General features: G+C 63.1%; 21 protein-coding genes. 9 read left to right on the top strand and 12 right to left on the bottom strand.

What is annotated here, in order from left to right:
* Nucleotides 1–120: 120 nt before the first annotated feature.
* Genes WCY17_RS12020 through WCY17_RS12010 form a run of 3 tightly spaced genes read right to left on the bottom strand, consistent with a single transcriptional unit; the run spans nucleotide 121 to nucleotide 750 of the window.
* Nucleotides 121–291 (bottom strand): type II toxin-antitoxin system RelE/ParE family toxin, encoded by a 171-nt coding sequence (locus tag WCY17_RS12020; RefSeq protein WP_372702429.1) that lies wholly within the window; start codon nucleotides 289–291, stop codon nucleotides 121–123.
* A gap of 35 nt (nucleotides 292–326) precedes the next feature.
* The gene (locus tag WCY17_RS12015) at nucleotides 327–545 is read right to left on the bottom strand and encodes a stability determinant (RefSeq protein WP_372702428.1); all 219 of its coding nucleotides are present in this window, start codon (nucleotides 543–545) and stop codon (nucleotides 327–329) included.
* Complete coding sequence (locus WCY17_RS12010; protein WP_372702427.1) at nucleotides 502–750, bottom strand: JAB domain-containing protein; 249 nt, start codon at nucleotides 748–750, stop codon at nucleotides 502–504. Before WCY17_RS12010 ends, WCY17_RS12015 begins: the two co-directional genes overlap by 44 nt.
* A gap of 132 nt (nucleotides 751–882) precedes the next feature.
* On the opposite strand from WCY17_RS12010, the gene WCY17_RS12005 reads away from it, so the two are divergent.
* Nucleotides 883–2,331, top strand: coding sequence for an MFS transporter (locus tag WCY17_RS12005; protein WP_372702426.1), 1,449 nt, complete (start codon nucleotides 883–885; stop codon nucleotides 2,329–2,331).
* A 93-nt stretch (nucleotides 2,332–2,424) separates the two neighbouring features.
* The gene (locus tag WCY17_RS12000; RefSeq protein ID WP_372702425.1) at nucleotides 2,425–3,906 is read left to right on the top strand and encodes an aldehyde dehydrogenase; all 1,482 of its coding nucleotides are present in this window, start codon (nucleotides 2,425–2,427) and stop codon (nucleotides 3,904–3,906) included.
* A 242-nt stretch (nucleotides 3,907–4,148) separates the two neighbouring features.
* Here the strand turns inward: WCY17_RS12000 and WCY17_RS11995 are convergent, their stop codons facing one another.
* Nucleotides 4,149–5,150: an SLAC1 anion channel family protein gene (locus WCY17_RS11995; RefSeq protein ID WP_372702424.1), complete on the bottom strand. Its 1,002-nt coding sequence runs from the start codon at nucleotides 5,148–5,150 to the stop codon at nucleotides 4,149–4,151.
* Nucleotides 5,151–5,287: 137 nt separating this feature from the next.
* Between WCY17_RS11995 and WCY17_RS11990 the strand changes: the two genes are divergently transcribed.
* Nucleotides 5,288–6,046, top strand: a complete 759-nt coding sequence (locus WCY17_RS11990) for an ArsR/SmtB family transcription factor (protein WP_372702423.1) — start codon at nucleotides 5,288–5,290, stop codon at nucleotides 6,044–6,046.
* Here WCY17_RS11990 and WCY17_RS11985 read toward each other — a convergent pair.
* The 6 genes from WCY17_RS11985 to WCY17_RS11960 form a co-directional block, all read right to left on the bottom strand.
* A complete protein-coding gene (locus WCY17_RS11985; RefSeq protein WP_372702422.1) occupies nucleotides 6,022–6,837 on the bottom strand; it encodes an ABC transporter ATP-binding protein in 816 nt (271 codons plus the stop codon). The two genes, WCY17_RS11990 and WCY17_RS11985, sit on opposite strands and share 25 nt — an antisense overlap.
* The gene (locus WCY17_RS11980; RefSeq protein ID WP_372702421.1) at nucleotides 6,834–7,898 is read right to left on the bottom strand and encodes a dihydrodipicolinate synthase family protein; all 1,065 of its coding nucleotides are present in this window, start codon (nucleotides 7,896–7,898) and stop codon (nucleotides 6,834–6,836) included. Before WCY17_RS11980 ends, WCY17_RS11985 begins: the two co-directional genes overlap by 4 nt.
* An 18-nt stretch (nucleotides 7,899–7,916) precedes the next feature.
* Nucleotides 7,917–8,855, bottom strand: a complete 939-nt coding sequence (locus tag WCY17_RS11975; protein WP_372702420.1) for a GNAT family N-acetyltransferase — start codon at nucleotides 8,853–8,855, stop codon at nucleotides 7,917–7,919.
* On the bottom strand, nucleotides 8,842–9,909 hold the full coding sequence (locus WCY17_RS11970; RefSeq protein ID WP_372702419.1) for an NAD-dependent epimerase/dehydratase family protein: 1,068 nt from the start codon (nucleotides 9,907–9,909) through the stop codon (nucleotides 8,842–8,844). Before WCY17_RS11970 ends, WCY17_RS11975 begins: the two co-directional genes overlap by 14 nt.
* Before the next feature lie 2 nt (nucleotides 9,910–9,911).
* Nucleotides 9,912–10,715, bottom strand: a complete 804-nt coding sequence (locus tag WCY17_RS11965; RefSeq protein WP_372702418.1) for an ABC transporter permease — start codon at nucleotides 10,713–10,715, stop codon at nucleotides 9,912–9,914.
* A 132-nt stretch (nucleotides 10,716–10,847) separates the two neighbouring features.
* Entirely contained in the window at nucleotides 10,848–11,540 is a 693-nt protein-coding gene (locus WCY17_RS11960) for a TetR family transcriptional regulator (protein WP_372702417.1), read from the bottom strand.
* 112 nt (nucleotides 11,541–11,652) lie between these two features.
* Here WCY17_RS11960 and WCY17_RS11955 point away from each other — a divergent pair, with 112 nt between their 5' ends.
* Together WCY17_RS11955 and WCY17_RS11950 are read left to right on the top strand one after the other, a co-directional pair.
* A complete protein-coding gene (locus tag WCY17_RS11955) occupies nucleotides 11,653–12,642 on the top strand; it encodes an ABC transporter substrate-binding protein (protein ID WP_372702416.1) in 990 nt (329 codons plus the stop codon).
* Nucleotides 12,643–12,831: 189 nt separating this feature from the next.
* Entirely contained in the window at nucleotides 12,832–12,999 is a 168-nt protein-coding gene (locus WCY17_RS11950; RefSeq protein ID WP_372702415.1) for a hypothetical protein, read from the top strand.
* Between the two features lie 70 nt (nucleotides 13,000–13,069).
* On the opposite strand, the gene WCY17_RS11945 is transcribed toward WCY17_RS11950, so the two are convergent.
* Nucleotides 13,070–15,088, bottom strand: coding sequence for a ligand-gated channel protein (locus WCY17_RS11945; RefSeq protein WP_372702414.1), 2,019 nt, complete (start codon nucleotides 15,086–15,088; stop codon nucleotides 13,070–13,072).
* An 83-nt stretch (nucleotides 15,089–15,171) separates the two neighbouring features.
* Entirely contained in the window at nucleotides 15,172–16,128 is a 957-nt protein-coding gene (locus tag WCY17_RS11940; RefSeq protein ID WP_372702413.1) for an ABC transporter substrate-binding protein, read from the bottom strand.
* A gap of 339 nt (nucleotides 16,129–16,467) precedes the next feature.
* Between WCY17_RS11940 and WCY17_RS11935 the strand changes: the two genes are divergently transcribed.
* From WCY17_RS11935 to WCY17_RS11920, 4 genes are all read left to right on the top strand, one after another.
* Nucleotides 16,468–17,514, top strand: coding sequence for an extracellular solute-binding protein (locus WCY17_RS11935; protein ID WP_372702412.1), 1,047 nt, complete (start codon nucleotides 16,468–16,470; stop codon nucleotides 17,512–17,514).
* A 75-nt stretch (nucleotides 17,515–17,589) separates the two neighbouring features.
* Nucleotides 17,590–19,209 (top strand): ABC transporter permease, encoded by a 1,620-nt coding sequence (locus tag WCY17_RS11930; RefSeq protein ID WP_372702431.1) that lies wholly within the window; start codon nucleotides 17,590–17,592, stop codon nucleotides 19,207–19,209.
* Nucleotides 19,193–20,020 carry an ABC transporter ATP-binding protein gene (locus WCY17_RS11925; protein ID WP_372702411.1) on the top strand — a complete coding sequence of 276 codons (828 nt, stop codon included), beginning with the start codon at nucleotides 19,193–19,195 and terminating at the stop codon, nucleotides 20,018–20,020. Before WCY17_RS11930 ends, WCY17_RS11925 begins: the two co-directional genes overlap by 17 nt.
* A gap of 73 nt (nucleotides 20,021–20,093) precedes the next feature.
* Entirely contained in the window at nucleotides 20,094–21,479 is a 1,386-nt protein-coding gene (locus WCY17_RS11920) for an MBL fold metallo-hydrolase RNA specificity domain-containing protein (protein ID WP_372702410.1), read from the top strand.
* Nucleotides 21,480–21,536: the final 57 nt, after the last annotated feature.

Below are 21,536 nucleotides of genomic sequence, written 5' to 3'. Positions count from 1 at the left end.
TTTGACCGGGCCGGAACACCGTCCAGTTCGGTCACCACGGGGCAGCGCCGGGCAGCTGCAATCGAAGCAACGGACTTAGCTTAAACCCCAGTGAAATCTGTCTTGACACATGGGTCCACTTTAAGACACACGACCCGACTTGTAGAGATAAGGATATTCCGAGGCTGGCAACACCGAACTTTCGATCAGATCATGCATGGCGATGGCAGCCTGCCCGTCATGATCGGCAATGTAATCGATGATGTTATCGAGGTCATCAAGTGCGGCTGCACTCCAGATGATAGGTAGCATGACAGTCCGGTTCTTGGTATTGTTATACCGACTGTTTAAACGTCACGACTACGCGACCTGGCAGCTGTTTTTTCTTGATCCGCCACCTTGGCCGCAAGTTTTTGACGAATGCGCGCCATGGCCTCGTCATGAGGCACGCTGGGACGAGGGTCATCACGGCTGGCTTGCACTTTCGCACGAAACCAGCGGTCATGGCTGGCCGCTTGTTCTTCAGTTTCGAATTCCGAAACAATAGGTGAAAGTGTTGTGCTCATAGAAAAATCCCTTGTGGATAGGCTTAGTGTAAAGCAAGTGGCCCCCGCCAGGAAGCCGCGTCTCCGCCATCGACAGCACCTCGGAGACTGCCACAACGAAGTGAGCCCGCAACCGCATATCCAACGGCGCCAGCACCTGCTTCAGATGTTTGGTAAGCGCAATATCCGCTATGTCGAGGTCGACGCTGTGCTCGGCAAGCTGCATGCCGGGCTTGAGGCGACCGAAGCGCGCAGCGGTCGCTCATGAGCCATGTGAACCGCCTGGGCCATGACATCGAAGTTCGGCAAAATCCATAGTGCTATATTGCACGCTGTCCTGCAAAGTTTTGGTTGTGAAGTGTCCCAGCAAGCATCCGGCTCGTGGTCCGAGCTGTTGTCGGGCCGCAATGGCTTGCGTTCCCTGGCCCTGGCCGGTGGGGTCGCGCTGCATGCGGTCAATGTGTATATCGTGGCCACTGTGCTGCCGTCGGTGGTGGCCGATATCGGCGGTCTGGAGTACTACGCCTGGAACATGACGCTGTTCGTCGTGGCGTCCATCGTCGGCTCGGCAGTGACGCCAAAGGCCATCAACGATGCCGGCCTGCGGCGTTCCTTTCTGGTGGCCATTGCGCTGTTCTCGGTGGCCACCGCGGTCTGTGCCACGGCCCCGTTCATGGGCTGGATGATCCTGGGGCGTACCTTGCAGGGCTTTGGCGGCGGGATGCTGCTGGGCCTGAGCTATTCGAGCACCCGGATTCTCTTTCCGGAACGCCTGTGGCCCAGGGCCATGGCCCTGCTCTCCAGCATGTGGGGGGTGGCCACGTTCATCGGGCCGGCCGTAGGGGGGATCTTCGCCGAAGCCGGGGCCTGGCGCTGGGCGTTCTGGTCGGTCATACTGGTCAGCGCCGGCCTGGCCGTGCTGGTCATCACGCAGGTCGGGGCGCGCGATACCGAACGCAGCAGCGTGCCCGTGCGCGTACCGACGGGCCAGTTGGCATGGATGGTCGTGGCGGTTCTGCTGGTGTCCGTGGCCAGCCTGTCCGATCAGCTGATCTGGAGCATTCTGGGGGTGCTCGCCGGTGCCCTCATCACCGTGCACATTGCCCGCATCGACTACAGGTCGGCCACACCCCTGATGCCCAAGGGCGCCTATCGCCTCGGGGGGCACCTGGGCAGCCTGTATGCCTGCATGGCCTTGCTGAGCCTGGTCATGACCGCCGAGATCTTCATTCCGTATTTCCTGCAGATCATCCAGGGGTTTTCGCCCCTGGCGGCAGGCTATTTCATGGTTCTGATGTCGGCGGGCTGGTCCACGGGCTCCATCATCAGTTCGAGTCGTGCATTGCCGGCGACCAATCGCTTCATGCAGGTGGGTCCGGTGCTGACGACCGTGTCGCTGCTCGGGCTGGCGTTCGTTCTGCCACTGTATCAGCCCTCGGACCTGTTGCCACTGGCCACGGGGGCTGGCGTGCTGCTGTTCGGGGTCGGCCTGGGGATCGGGGTGATCTGGCCCCACTTGCTGACGCAACTGTTTCATGATTCGCCCAAGGGCCAGGAAAACATCGCGTCAGCGGCCATCATCACGGTCCAGCTGTACGCACTGGCCCTGGGGGCGGCCATCGGCGGCATGGTGACCAATGCCGCCGGGTTGACCGAGCCGGGTGGGCTTGCCGGGACCCAGCACGCGGCGCTTGCATTGATGCTGGTGCTGGCCGTGGGGCCCGCGGTGGCTGCCGTTCTGGTGCGCCCCGTGATCAGGATCAGGCGGGCTCGTGCCGCATCGCCGGCGACGGCGATGCCCTCCTGATCACGGGGTCGCTGGTCAGCCAGCCGACAGGCCAGGGTGCAAAGAAAAAGAGTATTCTGAACCCTGTACCTGTACCTCAATGGAGATCATTACATGCAGCGATTCAACAATCTGATCGGGGGGGTGTCCACGCCGCCCGTGTCGGGTCAGTGGATGCCCAGCCTGGATCCATACAAGAACGAAAACTGGTGCGAAATCCCGGATAGCGGGCCAGCCGATGTGGACAAGGCGGTGGCCGCGGCACGGCAGGCCTTTGAATCACCCGCCTGGGCGGGGCTGTCGGCTACCGCACGCGGGGCCCTGCTGCGCCGCATGGGTGATCTGATCACCGAAAACGCGCAGCGCCTGGCCGAACTCGAAGTGCGTGACAACGGCAAATTGCTCAACGAGATGCTGCTGCAGCTGCGCACGATTCCGCAATGGTTCTACTATTATGCCGGCCTGGCCGACAAGGTCGAAGGGGCCGTGCTGCCGATCGACAAGGCAGATCAGTTCGTCTACACATCCTGGGAGCCCCTGGGGGTGGTGGCGGCCATCACGGCCTGGAACTCGCCCCTGCTGCTGCTCACCTGGAAGATCGCGCCCGGCCTCGCGGCCGGCAATACCTTTGTGGTCAAGCCTTCCGAATTCACCAGCACGTCCACCCTGGCCTTTGCCGAACTCTTCGAACAGGCCGGCTTTCCCCCGGGTGTGGTCAACGTGGTCTGCGGCACGGGCCAGCGCACAGGGGCGCCCCTGGTCGCGCATCCCGATGTGGCCAAGGTGGCCTTCACCGGGTCGGACGGCGCGGGCAAGGCCATCAACCAGGCGGCCGCTGGCATGCTCAAGAAAGTCACCCTCGAACTCGGGGGCAAATCGCCCAATATCGTATTCGCGGATGCCGATCTGGATGCGGCCCTGGCGGGTGTTGCCTCGGGCATTTTTGCAGCGGCCGGGCAGACCTGCATTGCGGGTTCGCGCCTGTTGCTGCAACGTTCCGTGCATGATCAGTTCCTCGAGAAACTGCGCAACATGATGCAGGGTGTGCGCATCGGCGATCCGTTCGATCCCGAGACCCAGATCGGCCCGATTGCCAATCGGCCGCAATACGACAAGGTCCTCACATGCATCAATGAGGCGCGTGAAGAAGGGGCCGAGGTGTTCTGGGGCGGGAAGGCACTCGAGCATCCCAGTGGCGGGCTGTTTGTGGAACCCACCATCTTCACGGCGGTCGACAACGCGTCGGTGCTGGCGCAGCGGGAAGTCTTCGGGCCGGTGCTGGCCGTGATTCCGTTCGAAGACGAGGCCGAGGCCGTGCAGATCGCCAACGGTTCTCGCTACGGGCTGGCGGCCGGGGTCTGGACCCAGGACATGCCGCGCGCGTTTCGCATGTCCAAGGCCCTGCAGGCGGGTACGGTATGGATCAATACGTACCGTGCGGTCAATTTCATGGCACCGTTTGGCGGCTACAAGGACAGCGGTCTGGGCCGTGAAAACGGGCAGGAAATGATCAAGGCCTATCTGCAGCCCAAGACGGTCTGGATCAACAACTCCACGCAGCCGCCCGGCAACCCGTTCGTGATGCGCCTCAACTAGGGGCCGGATCCACTCAACCGGGCTTCGCACGGAAGTCGGTGCGCCTGAAGCGCCCCGACGTCCTGCGGCCACACCACGGCCCCGGTGTCGGCAGCCAGGCGGGCAGCCGGGTGGCCGCGGCCAGTGGCGGTGCAGGCCCAGGAACCAGTGCCGCAAGTATCCGCACGGCAGCACGTGGTGTGGTGGTGTCGCGTACGTCGCCTGGTGCCCCCTTATTGAGCGCAGCCGTCACGAACGGCGGCTCAATCGGGCACGAACACCCTGCCCAGTACCAGCGCCTGCACGGTCTTGACGAGCAGCAGGGCAATGACCGCGCTGGCTATCGCCAGCAGGCCACTGCCCAGCAGCCGGTAAAACGCCAGGCCGCTTTGCGCGCCCATTTCGAGTGTGGCAATGGTGATGGCGGCCAACGGGAACGAGTAGCCCCAGGCCGACAGGAAGAAGGGGATGCGCAGGAAGCGCCGGATCTGAATGGCCAGCAGCAGCGTGAGAAACAGCGCCGTGAAATACAGGATGCGCGCGAAGGCATCCACACCGCTGCCGCCCAGGGCGATGTAGGCCAGGTAGCCCACGGCCGGCGGCGCGATGAGGATGAACAGCGTGGGCTGCAGCTTGCCCGGCAGTGACTCGTGAAAGAACAGGCGGTAGAAGAGTACGGTCATCAGGATCAGCCAGAAAACGATCCCCACGCTGAAGAAGAACCAGCTGATGTCTGCAGGTGCATACTGTACGCCGGCGATGGGCACGATGATGTTGCCCACGGTGGGGATGAACCAGGCCGCGGTCAGGTGCTGGATCTGGAACGGAGGCCGGAACAGCCAGACGCTGATGGTCATGAGCGTGAACAGCAGGTGCGCAACGGCCCCCGCGACCCACATCCAGTAGGCCAGGCGCGGTGCGGAAGGGGTCCAGACGATGGCCAGCAGGAGCAGGCCGATCGAAATGGCCGCAAAGAAGTTGAGCTTGACGGGATGGCTGCGCTCTTCTTCCACGGCTGCAGGAAAGCGGGCCCATTTGACGAGATAAAGGCCCAGCAGCGTGAACCAGACGACTGTGGCGAACCCGCGTATGGCTTCGGACACCAGGGCGGGCGCGCCCAGGACATGCTGTGCCTTCATCCAGGCAATGGACAGGCCTGCCAGGCCCAGGACAGAAGCAAACAGCGCGATCGGAAAGTGCTGCAGCCAGCCCGCCGCCTGCACCCTGGATGGCTGACCCGCAGGGGTCGTGTGGAGCGTGTTCATGTGAGCCTACTTTGGTAGCCGTCACGGCTGGCGGGCCTGGCGACTATCGCCGTCCGCTGCCGGTTGGGTAACAACGATTCATTCAATTATACACGTTAATGATTGAATATAAACAGGGTTTGGGTTACTGTATGGCCATGAACCCTGCTGATCCGTCCATCGCCAAGGGGCCGTCCGGCGGCCCCAAGCAGGCCGTTCTTGCCCATCTGGCCGGCATGGCCCACGCCGTGGCGCATCCACACCGGCTCGAATTGCTCGAACGCCTTGCACAAGCCCCGCGCAGCGTGGAAGAACTGGCCGGGCTTTGCGAACTGTCATTTGCCAATACGTCGCGGCATCTGCAGATCCTGCGGCGTGCACGGCTGGTGGTGGCCGAACGCCAGGGCAAGCATGTCCTGTACAGCCTCGACAACGCGCGGCAGGTCGTTGCGCTGCTGCAGGCACTGGGTACCCTGGCCGAGCGCAATCGTGCCGAGGTGCGCCAGATCATGCACGACTATTACACCGATCGGGGCCAGTTGGCCCCGGTCACGCAGCAGGAACTGCTCGCTCGACTGCGCTCGGGCAGCGTCACCCTGCTCGATGTCCGGCCGGCACACGAATACGCCAGCGGTCACCTGCCAGGCGCCGTCAATATCCCCTTGCGGGCCTTGGGTGACGAATTGTCCGGGCTACCTCGAGACCAGCAGATCGTGGCCTATTGCCGGGGCCCGTATTGCGTGCTGGCGGTCGAGGCCGTGGCCTTGCTCAGGGCCCGGGGGTTCAAGGCCCAGCGCCTCGCGATCGGCTATCCCGAGTGGCAGCTTGCGGGGTTGGCTGTCGATACCGGTGTGGCAACCGGGCGGGGCCGGCCCACTGCGCCCGATGGCAGTCAGGCCACGCCCAGCAGGTCGTAGATCCGGCTCACGTAAGCGGTGAATTCAGCTGTGGCTTTCACGTGCAGCGTGCGCGGTGCCGGCAGTGCGATCGGAAAGAAATCCGCCATGCGCGCAGGCCCGGCCGTCAATACCGCACAGTGGGTACCCAGGAATACCGCCTCCTGGATGCTGTGGGTGACGACCACGAATGTCTTGTGGCTTTGTTCCCAGATGCGCAGCATCTCGAGATTCATTTTTTCGCGAGTCAGGGCGTCCAGGGCGCCGAAGGGCTCGTCCATCAGCACCAGACTGGGGTCATGCAGCAGGGCCCGGGCAATGGCTGCGCGCTGTTGCATGCCGCCCGAGAGCTCATAAGGCATCTTCTTGCCCTGGCCACCCAGCCCCACCATGTCCAGGAGTTCAAGAGCCCGCACGCGGGCCGCGCTGCGGGGCAGCCCGAGAATGTCGGCCGGCAGCATGACGTTTTCCAGGATGTTGCGCCATTTCAGCAGCAATGGCTGCTGAAAGACCATGCCGACATCCTTGCCGGGATTGAAGTTGCGTTGCGCATCCGCATGGATCTCGAGCGTACCGCCATCGTGCTCGTACAGGCCGGACAGTATTTTCAGCAGGGTGGATTTGCCGCAGCCCGAGGGGCCGACCAGCGAGACCATGTCGCCCGCATGGATATCCAGCGTGACATTCGATAGGGCGACGGATTCCTGACCTTTGTTGCGATAGCTTTTGCGCAGCCCGTCGATGCGGATGAACGGCCGATCGCTGTTTTTTCGACCAGCTGGCCCGGACGTAGGCTTTGGGTAATCGCTCATGACAGCCACCGTTCGAGATTGCGGGCGACGAAGTCGTCATCGGCCAGATCCGGATGCTCGGCATATACCCGATCGATCTCGTCGGCCTGCCCCGGGCCCAGGGTCTCATCCGGATCCAGGCACCAGATGCCTTCAAGCAGGCCTTGGCGGCGCAAGACTTCATGGCAGCCTGCAATGCAGCCACGGAAATTGTTGCGCACATCGAAAAACGCGCCATTGCAGTCGGTCACACGCGAGTCGAGCGCCAGCAGATCCGGTGACAGGGCGCCCCCGGCCGCGATCTCGCCCTTGATGTGCTGCAGCATCCCGACGGCTTTCGAGGTCCAGACAGACCAGTGGCCGAGCAGCCCGCCCCGGACCCGTACAGTGACCATCTCGCCATCGCGCGGGAAGGTGAAGGGCAGCGCCAGGTCGAGCACGATATGATCGTCGTTGCCGGTATACAGATAGACGCGGTCTTCCGCAGCGGCGGCGACGATGCCGCGCATGACGTCGAGCGTGCGATAGCGGTTGAAGGGGGCCATCTTTACAGCCAGCGCATTGGGCAACAGGGCAAAGCGCCGCCAGAAATCACTCGACAGGACCGGGCCGCCGATCAGGCTCTGCAGATAGAAGCCTACCAGCGGGATTTCGTCGGCAACGGCTGCGCAATGTGCCAGCAATTCGTCTTCCGGGCGATCGGCGAGCGCCGCCAGGCTCAGCAGGCCGGCGTGGTAGCCCAGGTGCACGGCCGACCGCGCTTCCTGCAGGGCCTGTGCGGTCGGGCCACAGAGGCCGGCGATCATGAACAGCGGTCTTGACGACCATGTGCGGCTGTCGACCACGGCGCTTTCCAGCACCGTTTCATAGAGCCCATGCTCGCGTATGGCGAACTGCGTGGTATGTACGCCGACGGCGAGCCCGCCTGCACCGGCATCGATATAGTAGCGCGTGAGCGCGCGTTGGCGCCGGCGGTCAAAATGCCGCTGGGCATTCAAGGCCAGTGGTTGTGCGGGGATGACGGCGCCATCCGCCAATATGGACAACAGTTCAGGGGCGAGCGCTTGTCTGTGCAGTGACATGATTTCTCCGGGAGGGCATCAGCCGTATTCGGGGCCGGCAATCGCCAGTACGGTGGGCAGGGCCGCTTTCGGCCAGGGGATCGGCGCTGGCCCTGCCATGCGGGTGAAGCCGCGCTGGCGCACAAAGCCCGCGGCCTGCAGCTGTTGCTGCAGCGCCGACTGGCTGTCGGGCACATCGATGAACAGGCGAAATGGCATGTCGATGGCCTGTGCGACCAGGCCTGCGTCCTGCGTGGGTGCCAGCGATACGATCGGGCCGATATGCATGGCCAGGCGCCCGCGGCGTACGAGGGCATAGCCATCTGGCTGGACAATGCAGCCTGAACCGGGGCGCGCGAGCAGGTGCCGCAGGATATGGGCGCGCGACAGGCCCAGTGTCGACCGGTCGAACTGCTCCAGGGCCTGGTGGTCCTGCGGTTGCGGGCGACCCTGCTGCGGCGTGCAGGCGGGTGGAAACGATGATCCTCGAACCGGTGCCGGCCCGGCGCGTTCCCAGCGTGACAGCGACCAGAGCGGTTCGAGGCCGTGGCGCTGGTACAGCGGGGCGCCCTGCGGGGTGGCATCCAGCATGGGTATGTGGCCCTGGCTCAGGGCGAATGCCAGGCAGTGACGGAATATGAGCGAACCCAGCCCTTCACCCCGTTGAGTCGGGTGCACGAGAATCATGCTGATCCAGGCAGGCATTCCGGTCGCTCGGGGCCCCCTGACAGCGGCCTGTTCCTCAGCCGCTGTTTCGTGCTCGAAGGGCAGGACGGCACCGCTGGCGATGATGCGGCCGGCAGCGTCGCGGATCACGGCGATATGCCCGAACGCCATGAACAGGCGCCAGTCGTCCTCGATCTGGTTCCAGCGGCTTTCTTCGACCAGTTGGTTCAGGCCCTGCATGTCGGCCGGGGTCAGCTTGTCGAGCCAGACCGGCGTCGGCCCGACGCGCGGCGCAGTTTCAATATTGACCATCGCGCGATTCGAACTTGGTCGGTTTGCCATACAGGCGTTGCTCGCGGCGGATCCAGTCGCTGGTCCAATCGAGCAGGCGCGAGATCGGGATGTGCGGATAGCCGAACAGTTTTTCTGCCTGGCCTGTATTCACCAGCCATGCCGTGGGGGCCTCGGTGCCTGTCAGCCGGACGGGCCGGTCGAATCGGCGCCCGAATTCTTCCGCCAGATAGCGGATGGAAAGGGTTTCCGGGCCGCTCACGTTGAGCGCGGAGGTGGGCACCGTGGTGTGTGCCAGGCAGCGCAGGGCCTGGGCGTTGGCGTCACCTTGCCAGATGACGTTGACGTGGCCCATCGTGACATCCACCGGTTGGTCCGTCCATACCTTCGTGGCCACATCGGCCAGTACGCCATAGCGCAGGTCGATGGCATAGCTGAGCCTGAACAGGCGGCCTGGCGACTGGTGTCGCTGTGAGAAATATTGCAGCAGCCGCTCGCGGCCCACGCAGGAATTCGCGTATTCTCCCGGTGGGGCCAATGGGCTGTCTTCAGTGGCGCCTGGGCCGTTCACGGGTACAAAAGGGTATACGCAGGCTGTGGAAAATGCCACGATGCGTGACTGAGGGAAGTTTTCGCCCACCAGGGCTGGTACATGGCTGTTCATGGCCCAGGTCAGCGCGGTTTCCTGTCCGGCGCCGAATTTGTGGCCGGCCATGAAGATGATGTTCGGCGCCATCGGAAGGCGTGCCAGGGCGGCCCGATCGAGCAGATCGCACACCATGGTCTCGATACCGAAGCGCTCCAGGTCTTTCCTGAGTGCGGGGTCGCTGAACCGTGCCACGGCGATCACCTTGCGGCCAGAGGGCAGGGCGTTGCGCGCCAACCGGGCCAGTGTCGGCCCCATTTTCCCACCGGCGCCCAGAATCATGAGGTCACCTTCGGTCGTGTCCAGGTCCTGTACCAGGCGTCGCGAGGGCGTACTCAGGTACTGGTCGAGTTCGGCCTCGCTGGCGAAACGTTCGGGTGGGCAAAGGTCTTCCAGAAAGGGGCCGTCATACGGGGGCATATCAGACATGGTCATTGAATCCGTGCGTCCTGAGTGATGAAGAAGTGTTCCAGCAACAAGGCCAGCATGTACAGCAGTACCCCGATTCCGGTGATGAGCAGAACGGCCATGAATACCGCCGCGATATCCAGCGATGACTGGACCTGTATCATCAGATAGCCCAGGCCTTGATCGGATGCGATGAATTCGCCCACCACGGCACCTGCCACGGCGAGAATCGTGGCGACTTTCATGCCCGAGAACAGGTAGGGCAGTGAGCCGGGCAGCTGGATGTACCAGAATAGTTGCCAGCGGGAGCCTTTCAGTGCGCGCACCAGATCGAGCAGTTCGGGTTCGGATTCATTCAGACCCCGGATCGTGGTGAGCAGGATGGGAAAGAAGCACAGGCTGAACGTGATCAGGATGTTCGGCCCAATGCCGTAGCTGAACCAGACGATGATCAGCGGGCCGAGCGCGACCTTGGGGATCATGTTCAGGGTGACGAGCAGCGGGAATGCGAGCATCATCAGCCAGCGGCTGATGACGAACAAGAGCGCACATAGAATCCCCAGAACCACGCCCAGGGCGTAGCCGCCGAATATTTCGATGGCCGTGACCAGTGTATTGTCGAACCAGCTGTAATTCGTGTTGGCCAGCGTGGCCAGGATCGCCGTCGGTGCTGGCAGCAGGAAGCTGGGAATGTCGAACCAGAGCACGGCCGCTTCCCATGCAACCAGCAGCATCAGATGAATGCCTACGGTGGTGCCCCAGCGCCTCCATTGGATGGAATCGGTGCCTGCGGGGGGCTGGGCTGCGGCGGCGATGGTCTGGGTCATGACTGGCGGGTTTGTGGATCGATGAAAGTCGAGCTCATCATAGATCGCTGCTCGGAATGAATCAACTGGTTGGTTGATAATTTGGCTGTTCCCGGGGTTATCCCTGAGCATGCAGCGGCAGATGGGGGCCGATCAGGGTCGCAGGGCATTCATCACGAACGCGATCACATGTGCACGGCGCTTGGCTCGTGCTTCGGCAGTATCCAATGGCTGGCCAAAAATGGCTGACAGGGTGTGATTGTTGGAGAAGAAGAAATACGAGATCCCGGCGATCGAGATGTAGAGGTGGATGGCATCATAGCCGGGGGGAAACTGGCCGTCATGCACGCCCCGGTCGAGGGTTTCCTGGAGCATCTGGATGAACGGCGAGTGCATCGAGCGAAGTTCGTCCGATTCGAGGATGTAGCGGCCCCGGTTGCGGTTTTCGTCTTCAAGAAGTGCGATGAATTCCGGGTGATCCTGTAGGTAATCGAACGAAAACCCTACCAGTTGCTGCATGGCCGTCCGGGGATCCATGGCTTCCAGCGACAGGGCTTTTTCCTTGGCGCGGATTTCAACATAGACCTGTTCCAGCGCCGCCTGATAGAGCCCCTGTTTGCTGGAAAAATAATGATAGACCAGTTGCTTGTTCACGCCGGCTTCGGCGCTGATTTCATCGACACGGGCGCCAGCGAACCCCTTGGCGGCAAAATTTCCGATGGCCGATTCGATCAGCGCCTGGCGTGCGTTGGTGGTTCGCCCGTGCGCGTTGCGCCTGCGTCTGGTGTCTGGCCTGCCGGTGGTGGGTTGGTCAGAAGCAAAGTGGTCATCCGGATCTTTTTTCATTGTTTATCAACCAAACGGTTGGTAAGATAAGTGCGCTTCATTGTAATGGATGATGGATACCCATGGCCTGTATGCCAGTACAGGCATCGATACTCACCTACGGAGACACAACGTGAAAGCACCCTTTCTTGCCCTGTTTCTGGCCTTGACGGCCGCTGCGACACCCCTGACTGCCAGCGCCGCAGAGCAGGTCGACCTGGTTCTGAACTGGACCCCCACTGCGGATCACGCCCCCATCTACTACGCCAAACAGCAGGGCTGGTACGAAGACGCCGGGATTCAGCTGAAAATCGAGGCTGGCCGGGGTTCGTCCACCACCGCCCAACGGGTGGGGGCGGGGGCAGCCGCCTTGGGGATCTCCGATTTCCCCACGGCCATGCAGGCCATGGGCAAAGGGGCCGCACTCGATGCCGTGATGATCATTTATGCCAACAGCCCGCAAGGGTTCTACTGGCTGAAATCTTCCGGGATCCGGGATGTGAAGGATTTCCCGGGCCGCAAGATCGGCAACCCGCCTGGCGATGCGTCACGCCAGATGTGGCCGGCCTTTGCCAGCGCGGTGGGGATTGCGCCCGATTCGGTGAAGTTCGTGAACCTCAGCCCGCAGGCCAAAGTGGCCGCGCTCAAGGCCGGCAGTGTGGACATCATCAGCGATTTCTACAACGAGCATGACCTCAAGGTGCAGGAATTCGGTGACGATCTCGCCTTTCTGCCCTGGCGGGATATTGGCATCAACGTGTACGGCAACGCAGTGCTGGTCAATCACCGCTACCTCGAACAGCATCCCGAACTCGTCAAGACCTTCGTGGGCATCACCCAGAAAGCGTATGCGAAGTGTGTCGAAGCCTTCGAGCCCTGCCTGCAGGCGCTGATGGCCGATGTCAGCGGGTTGAGTGCCGATACGCAGCGCAACCAGTGGGCCCGCATTCTGGAACTCATGCGCGACGACACCTCGACCACGGTGGCGCTCGGGGCGTTCGACATGGACCGGGTCCAGCGCGACTATGAACTGGTGAATACGCTGGTGGGGCTGGACAAGCCCTTTGATCCGCTCAGTGTCGTCACCAATGACATGCTGAGCCCGGAGTACCGCATGCCCTGATGGCGTGTGGGCAGCGGGTGCCATGCGGGTGTGCATTGAGCTACGATACGGGTGATTCCATCAGGGTGATCCCATCACCGGTGCCCGCATCTGCTTCGGGCGGCGGCTGCTGGCTCGGGGCAGATACGGCCGGGGTTGCAGAAGTCGCATCAGCGCCCTTGGGCAGTGCACTCAGACAGGCGGCTTTCCATGTTTTTTCATAACAACACGCTTCTGATCATTTTCATTGTTGGCGTGATCGCCACCTTCATCGGCTTTGGCCTGCGCGATCGAAACCCCGGGATCATCCTGCTCGGGCTGGGGTTTCTGGTCACGTTGTACGCCGTGGTACGCAAGGCCGCCGAACTGTTTGGATGACGGCCTGGCCGGCTGTCCGTGTGCGCGCCGGGCGCCGGCCTGTCCCCCGGTGCCCGGCGGGCCTGCAGGTTCAGAAGCTCGCGGTCAGGTGCGCCCAGTAGCGGCGTCCGTCATATACGGATTCGTACGTTTCGCTGGTGACCCGTTTGTCGAACAGGTTGTAGACCGCCACGCCCGCTTCCAGGTTCTTGGTCAGCCTGTAGTTCACGCCAAGATCGACGAAAGTGAATGAGGGCGTGCCCTCGGCCATGGATGTGCGGCTCAGGTAATCCGATGTCCTGCCACGGTAATTGAGGCGCGACCATACGCCGAGGCGGGCTGTTGCATCCCAGTCCAGCCCGGCATTGAACATGTGCCTGGGCATCTTGTTGAGCGGCTGGCCTTCGAACGGGCCGCTCAGTTGCTTCGAATGGGTGTAGGTGTAGTTGGCCGTCAGGCGCAGGTCGTCGCGTACGCTCCACGTCGTGGTGGCCTCGATGCCGCGGATGTTCGCGCGGTCGACGTTGATGCGGTTGCTGATGAAGTTGTATGTTTCGCCACCCACCACGCAGGGGCCGGGGTTGTCGGGCGTGGGGCAGAGCCGCGTTTCAGAGATCTTGTCCTTGAAGTCGGTATTGAAGAATGTCAGGCTGCTGACCCAGCCTGCCCGGCTGTCCCAGACGATGCCGAGTTCCTGGCTCACGCTTTTTTCGGGTTTCAGGTCGGGATTGCCCAGGATGACGCTGGGTATGGCCGCACCTGCACCGCCCGTGATCTGACCCCAGTCGGCTACCGCCTGGCGCAGGCTCGGGGCCTTGAAGCCTGTCGAGATGCCGCCCTTGATGCTCAGGTTGTCCGTGGCATGCCAGACGCCATACAGGCGAGGTGTCCAGTGCGTGCCATAGTTTTCATCGCGCGTCATGCGCAGGCCGGCCGTCAGGGAGAAATCATCGGTGATGAACCATTCATCCTCGGCAAACAAGGCCCACTGGTAGCGGGTCAGGTTGCTGACGGCGGGGTTGAACTGGTTGCCCGAATCATCCAGCTTTTCGTACTGGTACTGGCCGCCGATGCTGAGCACGTGATTGCCGATCGGCATGTTCCACTGGGTGTTGAACTCGGTGTTCTTCAGGTACATGTCGCGTGACGGATTGCTGGTGTCGTCGCGCTGGATATAGCTGTTCGAGGTGACCTGACCCCAGCGGCCCACATGCGAGAGGGCGTAGCGGTTGCGGGTATATTTGGTCTGCGAGACGTCCGCGGGCCGACCGTTGGGCAGTACCAGTACCGCCGACTTGCCGGGCGTAGCGAGGCGCTCCTGCAGGGTGCGCGATGCCTCGAGCGTGATGTCGTGGTCATTGTTCGGGGTCAGCGCCAGTTTCACTGTGCCCGATGTGGTGTCCTGCTTGTTGAAGCCATACAGGAACTTGTCTTCCTCGCGCCGCGATTTCTGGCCGTAGAACTGGAGGCCGAGCCTGTCCTCGACGATCGGGCCGGCCAGATAGACGTTCCCCTGATAGATGTTGCCCGACTCGGAATGGCTCTGGATGGTGGCTTCGGTGCGCGCGCTGCCGGTCCACGCCTTGGGGACCTTGCGGGTGATGATGTTGATCACGCCGCCCATGGCATCGGAGCCATACAGGGATGACATCGGGCCGCGCACGACTTCGATGCGCTCGATCGCCTGGACGGGCGGCAGCCAGCCCTGTTCAATACCCGGGCCATCCGAGTTCGGGCGTGTCTCGCGGGTATTCTGGCGCTTGCCATCGATCAGGATCATGGTATAGGCGGGCGCCATGCCGCGTATGCTGATGTCGCTCGAACTCCCACCCCCCGTGACCACCACGCCCGGTACATCCCTGAGCGCGTCGGTCACGTCCCGATAGGCTTTCTTTTCCAGTTCCTCGCGCGGTATGACGGTAATGGATGCCGGTGCATCTTCCACCATCTGCTCGAACCCGCTGGCGGTGACCACGATATTGTCCAGCTGCTTGACTGGGGCGCTGTCGGTGGACTGTGCCGCCGCCGTGGCCGCACAGCTCGAGAGCACGGCAGCCGCCAGGGCAAGGGGCAATTGGGTCGAAGGTGGGTGATCGGGCAGGGGCTGCATGGGAAGGTCCTTTCAGTCGGAAGTCGGGGATCAGGAACACCGTGGCGCTCGCTGTCGCCCGCGGCTTCAATCGAGGGGCTGCATTACGGCTGGTCTGGTTTCATGGTGGCCAGCAAGTCATCGGTGATCTGCTGGAGATTGCTCAGTCCACCCGTGACCACATACCACCCATTGGGGTCCGCGTAATACACATGGCCATTGCGAAAGGCGCGGGTCTGGCTGAGTTCGGGATGCGCGGACAGGGTGCGTGCGGCGGTCTTCTCGCCATTGTTGATGGCGCCCCTGTCCAGCACGATCAGCCAGTCGGGGTCGGCCTGGGCCACTGCATGGATGATCCGGGCTCGTTCCGCCTGAGCCGCCTTGTGTTCTGGGGAACCAGGCTGTGGACGGGGTGCCGCCGGTGCGCTGCCGTGCTCATTCGCGGGCAGGACGGACTCCAGCCCTGTCAGCTCGTAGGCGTAGCCGAAGCGATCGCCCGGGGCATGGGCAATGACGTTGTCCTGGATCACGAAGAGAAACGCAGCGGTCTTCCCCCGGTTGCCCTCATGCAGGGTGTGCACGTTGCGCTCGATGGCCAGGAGCGCCTCGTCGGCCTGATCCTCTTTGCCGAATGCCCGCGCGAGGGCCATGGTGTCGCTGCGCAGGGCCTCCAGGAATGGGCGATCGGGGTCCACATAGTGGACCGTCGGTGCCAGGTCTTTCAGCGCGGGGATCGCGGGCAGCGAACGCCGGCCGGCGAAGATCAGATCGGGTTCGAGGCGGCGCAGTGCGTCCTGATCGGGCTCGAACAATGTACCCACGAGCGGCGCATCGTTGTATTGGGTCAGGCTGCCCTGGTAGGCGGATCTGGGTACACCCACGACCGGGATGCCCAGCGTATCGAGGGTGTCCAGAACACCCAGGTCGTAGCTGACCAGTCGGCCTGGCGCCGTGTCGAGCTCGAGGACGCCGTCGTGGTGTTCGAGCTGGAAGGCCTGCGCGCTTGCGGCCGCCAGTACCAGGGTGAGCCCCAGGGCAGCAGACTGGACGATACGTTTCATGGTCAGTATCTAAATGGTAATGATAAGGATTTGCATTATATATATAAAACTCCAACCCTGCCGCATATGTGAATATAGGTATAAACCCTGAGATGAATCTGCGCATGGCGGCGTCGGAGCATTTGCGGCCCATCCTGCTTTGGCGGTCCTGCATGCCGTGACCACCGTACGCGGGCGCATATCACCGCACGCGAGCGCATCGCCCGTGTCCACCGCCCGGCGTTCATGGCCTTGCTGCCGGTCAATGATCACTTTACTTGTGCAGATGTCTCGGTTAATCTCCCATCGCACTCTGTTTGATACTCATTCTCATTCAATGATTCGATTTTCGGGGGCTTCATGAGTCTTTTCTGTGCATCCCTGCTGCAACGCCTCAGACCGCTGGGCGGGCTGTCCATCGGGCTGACGCTGCTGGCTGCGTCCGGCGCCATGGCCGCCGAGGTGAATCTGTACACGACGCGTGAGCCCAGGCTCATCCAGCCCTTGCTGGATGCCTTCACGCAGGACACCGGCGTCGAGGTCAATACGGTCTTCGTCAAGGATGGCCTCTACGAACGCGTGCGGGCCGAAGGCGGGCAATCGCCGGCCGATGTGCTGATGACGGTGGATATCGGCAATCTGCTGGATCTGGTGGATGGCGGTGTCACGCAGGCCATCCGTTCCGAGACGCTCGATGCGGCCATACCGGCCCATCTGCGTGGCGAGGATGGCCATTGGTACACCCTGTCGTTGCGCGACCGGGTGGCCTATGTGGCCAAGGATCTGGATGTGGGGGCCTTGCACTACGAAGAGGTGGCCGATCCGCAACGGCGCGGCAAGGTCTGCATCCGCTCCGGGCAGCATCCCTACAATACAGCCCTGATTGCGGCATTCATCGCCCACAATGGGCTTGAAGCCACCGAAGCCTGGCTGCGTGGCGTCAAGGCCAATCTGGGGCGCCCGGCCACTGGCGGGGATCGGGATGTGGCACGCGACATCCTGGGGGGGCTGTGCGACATCGGTATCGCCAATGCGTACTATGTCGGGCGCATGAAGAACGCCGAGCCCGGTACCGACGCGTATCGCTGGGGTGAGGCGATCGATGTGGTCCGGCCCACGTTCAAGGCGTCCGGCGGCACGCACGTGAATATCTCGGGGGCTGCCGTGGCGCGCCATGCGCCACATCCGGAACAGGCCGTGCAGTTGCTCGAATACCTGGTGTCCGACGAGGCCCAGAGCCTCTATGCCCGGGCCAATTACGAGTATCCGGTCAAGGCGGGCGTGGCCTTGGACCCGGTCGTTGCCAGCTTTGGCGTTCTGCAGGTCGACACGCTGCCCCTGACCGAGATTGCCCGGCATCGCAAGCAGGCCAGCGAACTGGTCGACAAGGTGGGCCTCAACCAATAAGCGCATGCGAGGCAGAATGCATTGATCCGCTTGTCGTGGAGTTCGCGCCAGCAGGCCCGCCTGTGGCATTCGGGGATGCTGCTGGCGGGTCTCGCCGTGCTGGCGCCGGTGCTCTCCCTGCTGGTGCTGGCTGTCCAGGGCTCACCTGGGCACTGGACACATCTGCTGGATCACGTACTGCCACATGCGTTCGTGCAGACGGTGATCCTGCTGGCGGGTGTCGGCGTACTCAGCGCGGCCCTGGGCGTGGGCGGGGCCTGGCTGGTGACGGCCTATGACTTCCCGGGGCGTACCACCTTGTCATGGGCACTGATGTTGCCGCTGGCGGTACCCACTTACATCGTGGCCTACGCTTATCTGGATATCCTCCACCCGATTGGCCCGGTGCAGGGTGCAGTGCGCTGGGTGCTGGGTTACGACAGCCCGCGCGATTTCCGCCTGCCTGATCTGCGCAATCTTCCGGGCGCCATTCTTCTGATGGGCTTCGTGCTGTATCCCTACGTCTACCTCACGACACGCAGCATGTTCGCCACCCAGGCGGCCAGCTTGATTGAAGCGTCGCGGCTGCTGGGCCATGGCCCGCGCAGCACTTTTTTCCGGGTGGTCCTGCCGCTGGCGCGCCCGGCGCTGGCTGTCGGGCTGAGTCTCGTACTGCTCGAGACCCTGAATGACATCGGTGCCTCCGAATTCCTCGGCATCCAGACCTTGACGGTGTCCGTCTATACGACGTGGATCAGTCGGTCCGATCTGGCGGGTGCTGCACAGATCGCCCTGCTGATGTTGTGCCTGGTGATCGCGCTCATCGCTGCCGAGCGCCAGGGGCGCCGGCGGCTGCGCTATTCGGCGGGCCGGCGGGCCCATCCGCTGCAGCCCAGGCCCCTGCACGGTGCCGCCGCCTGGCTGGCCGCCTTGCTGGCTGCCGCACCCATCGTGGTGGGTTTCCTGGTGCCCGCGGCCTATCTGCTCGAACAGACGGTCGGCCGCCTCCTGCAGGAAGGGCCACCGTCCGCACAATTGCTGCATGCGGGTTTGAACACCGTGGGCATCAGTCTGGTGGCGATGCTGATCACGTTGTTTCTGGGCCTGGTGGTCGCCTGGAGCGCGCACATCATGGTGCGGCCACAGCCCTGGCAGCGGGCACTGCCGCGCCTGGCGACGCTGGGCTATGCGCTGCCGGGTACTGTACTGGCCATCGGCCTGCTGTTTCCTGTCACTGCCATGGATCATGGGCTCGCCTGGTTGCGTGATCACCTGGGGCTCGAGTCCATGCGCCTGGTCCTGATGGGCTCCCCACTGGTGCTGGCGGTCGCCTATGCCATCCGCTTCCTGACCATTTCGGTGGGCAGTATAGAAGCCGGTCTGATGCGGGTTGCGCCGTCCATGGAACAGGCGGCCCGCCTGCTGAACGAAACATTGAACGGCACCCTGCGTCGTGTGCATCTGCCTTTGCTCAAGCCGGCTCTGGCCACGGCTGCGCTGCTGGTGTTCGTGGACAGCATGAAGGAACTGTCGGCGACGCTGTTGCTGCGGCCCATGAATTTCGAGACGCTGGCCACCTGGCTATATGGCGAGGCCGCCCGTGGAACGTACGAAGAAGGGGCGATCGCGGCCCTCGGCATCGTCCTGGCCGGGCTGGTCCCGCTCATCGCCCTTGCACGCCTGCAACAACAGACGCATCATGGACATCATGCTTGAACTGGATCGAATTTCTGTCAGTTATCCTGTGGCCCGGGCCCGCCAGCACGTGATACAGGGGCTCAGCCTGGATCTGGCGGCCGGGCAGATCGCCTGCCTGCTGGGCGCATCGGGGTGTGGCAAGACCACTGTCCTGCGTGCCATCGCAGGTTTTGAGCCGCTCGATGAGGGCGCGATTCGCGTAGCGGGGCGGCTGGTCTCCAGCCCGGGCGCGCAGGTCGCACCGGAGCACCGGCGGGTCGGCATGATGTTTCAGGATTATGCGCTGTTCCCCCATCTGAGCATCCGGCAGAACGTGGCTTTTGGTTTGCGACGCATGGCCGCTGGGCCACGCGAGGCGTGCGTCGACCGAATGCTCGAACTGGTTGGCCTGCGGGCGCTTGGGGATCGCTATCCGCATGAACTGTCGGGTGGGCAGCAGCAGCGGGTGGCGCTGGCCCGCGCGCTGGCGCCGGAGCCGGACCTGCTGCTGCTGGATGAACCGTTTTCCAATCTGGATGTGGATGCACGCGAAAAGCTCGCGTACGAGCTGCGCGACATCCTGAAGTCGGCCGGGCGCACGGCACTGGTGGTCACGCACAACCAGGCCGAGGCCTTTGCCATTGCCGACCGCATCGGGATCATGCAATGCCAGTGTCTGGCGCAGTGGGATACGCCCTATGGCCTGCACCATCATCCTGCCACGCCCGAGATCGCCGATTTCATCCGCCGTGAATCACTGCTTGCGCGTCGCGCCACGGCCTGCCTGCGTGGCGGGCCCGAGGCGCTCGAGGTGCTTGACGATGGCCCCGGCGGCACGGGATCCGCATGAGCCACGCTGGGGGCATGTTTTTTTGTCGTGGCTTACTATTCCATGTCGATCGACGCGTGGGGCATATACGACGATGAAGCTGAGTTTCCTGGGGGCGGCCGGCGAGGTGACGGGGTCCTGTTTCCTGATGGAGGCGGCTGGTGTGCGCTTTCTGGTGGATTGTGGCCTGTTCCAGGGCGGGCGCGAGGCGCTCACCAGGAACCACCGGCCGTTTGATTTCGCGCCAGCGGGCATCGACTTCGTGTTGCTGACCCACGCTCATGTCGATCACAGCGGGCTTTTGCCCAAGCTGGTCCGTGACGGCTTCAGGGGGCCCATCCATTCCACCGCGGCCACGATCGATCTGCTCGGCGTCATGCTGCCCGATAGCGCACATATCCAGGAAACCGATGCAGCACGCAACGCCCGCCGCTTTGGCGACCGCCGCACGCGCCCGCCGCTGTATACCCTCAGGGATGCCCAGGCCAGCCTGAAACTGACCCGAAGCATCGAATACGACCAGCGCTTCTCGCCTGCCGAGGGCATCCAGTGCCGTTTCCGCGATGCCGGGCACATCATTGGTTCGGCCATCATAGAGCTCTGGATCACCGAATACGGCCGGACCACCAAGCTCGTGTTCAGCGGTGATCTGGGCCAGCCCAACCGTCCCATTGTGCGCGATCCCGCAGTGATCGATGAGGCCGATCTCCTGATCATGGAGTCGACCTACGGCGATCGCCTGCATCCGCCCCTGGCCGAGACCGAGAACGAAATGGTCGAGGTCATCCAGCGCACGCTGTTCGAACAGGGCGGCAATGTGATCATTCCGGCGTTTGCAGTGGGTCGCACGCAGCAGATGCTGTATCTCCTGCACCGGCTGACCTGCGATGGGCGGCTGAAGAACCTGAAGGTGTTCGTCGATTCACCCATGGCCACCGAAGCGACGCACCTCACGTACCGCCATCTTGATCTGTTCGACGAGCCAACACGCGAACTGGTGCAATGGCGTGCATGTGCAGCCGACATGCCGGCCCTGTATTTCACGGCCAGCGTGGAAGAATCCATGGCGCTCAATCAGGTGCGTTCGGGTGTCATCATCATTTCGGCCAGCGGCATGTGCGATGCAGGGCGTATCCGGCATCATCTGCGCCACAATCTGGCGCGCCCCGAGTGCAGCGTGCTGATCCCCGGCTTCCAGGCCGAAGGCACGCTCGGGCGGCGCCTGGTGGATGGTGCTGATCAGGTCCGGCTGTTCGGTGAGACCATTCCGGTGCGCGCTGCGATCCGCCGCATCGATGGCCTGTCCGCCCATGCCGATCAGGCCGCCCTGTTGAACTGGGCAGCGGCCTTCAAGCGGGCGCCGGCGCAGACGTACGTGGTGCACGGCGAGCCCGCCGCAGGGCAGGCCCTGGCCGACCAGCTTCATCAGCGCCTGGGCTGGCATGTCATGATACCCACACACGGCCAGGTGGTATCCTGACGGGTTTCGGGCCTGTATCCACAGCCTGTGCCGGCCTGCTTTGCCACCTTCCGGATC

Source organism: Castellaniella sp., assembly GCF_041677825.1.
GTDB lineage: Bacteria > Pseudomonadota > Gammaproteobacteria > Burkholderiales > Burkholderiaceae_B > Castellaniella.
The sequence above is the reverse complement of the archived record's forward strand: the minus strand, read 5'-3'. Positions and strand labels throughout refer to the sequence as shown.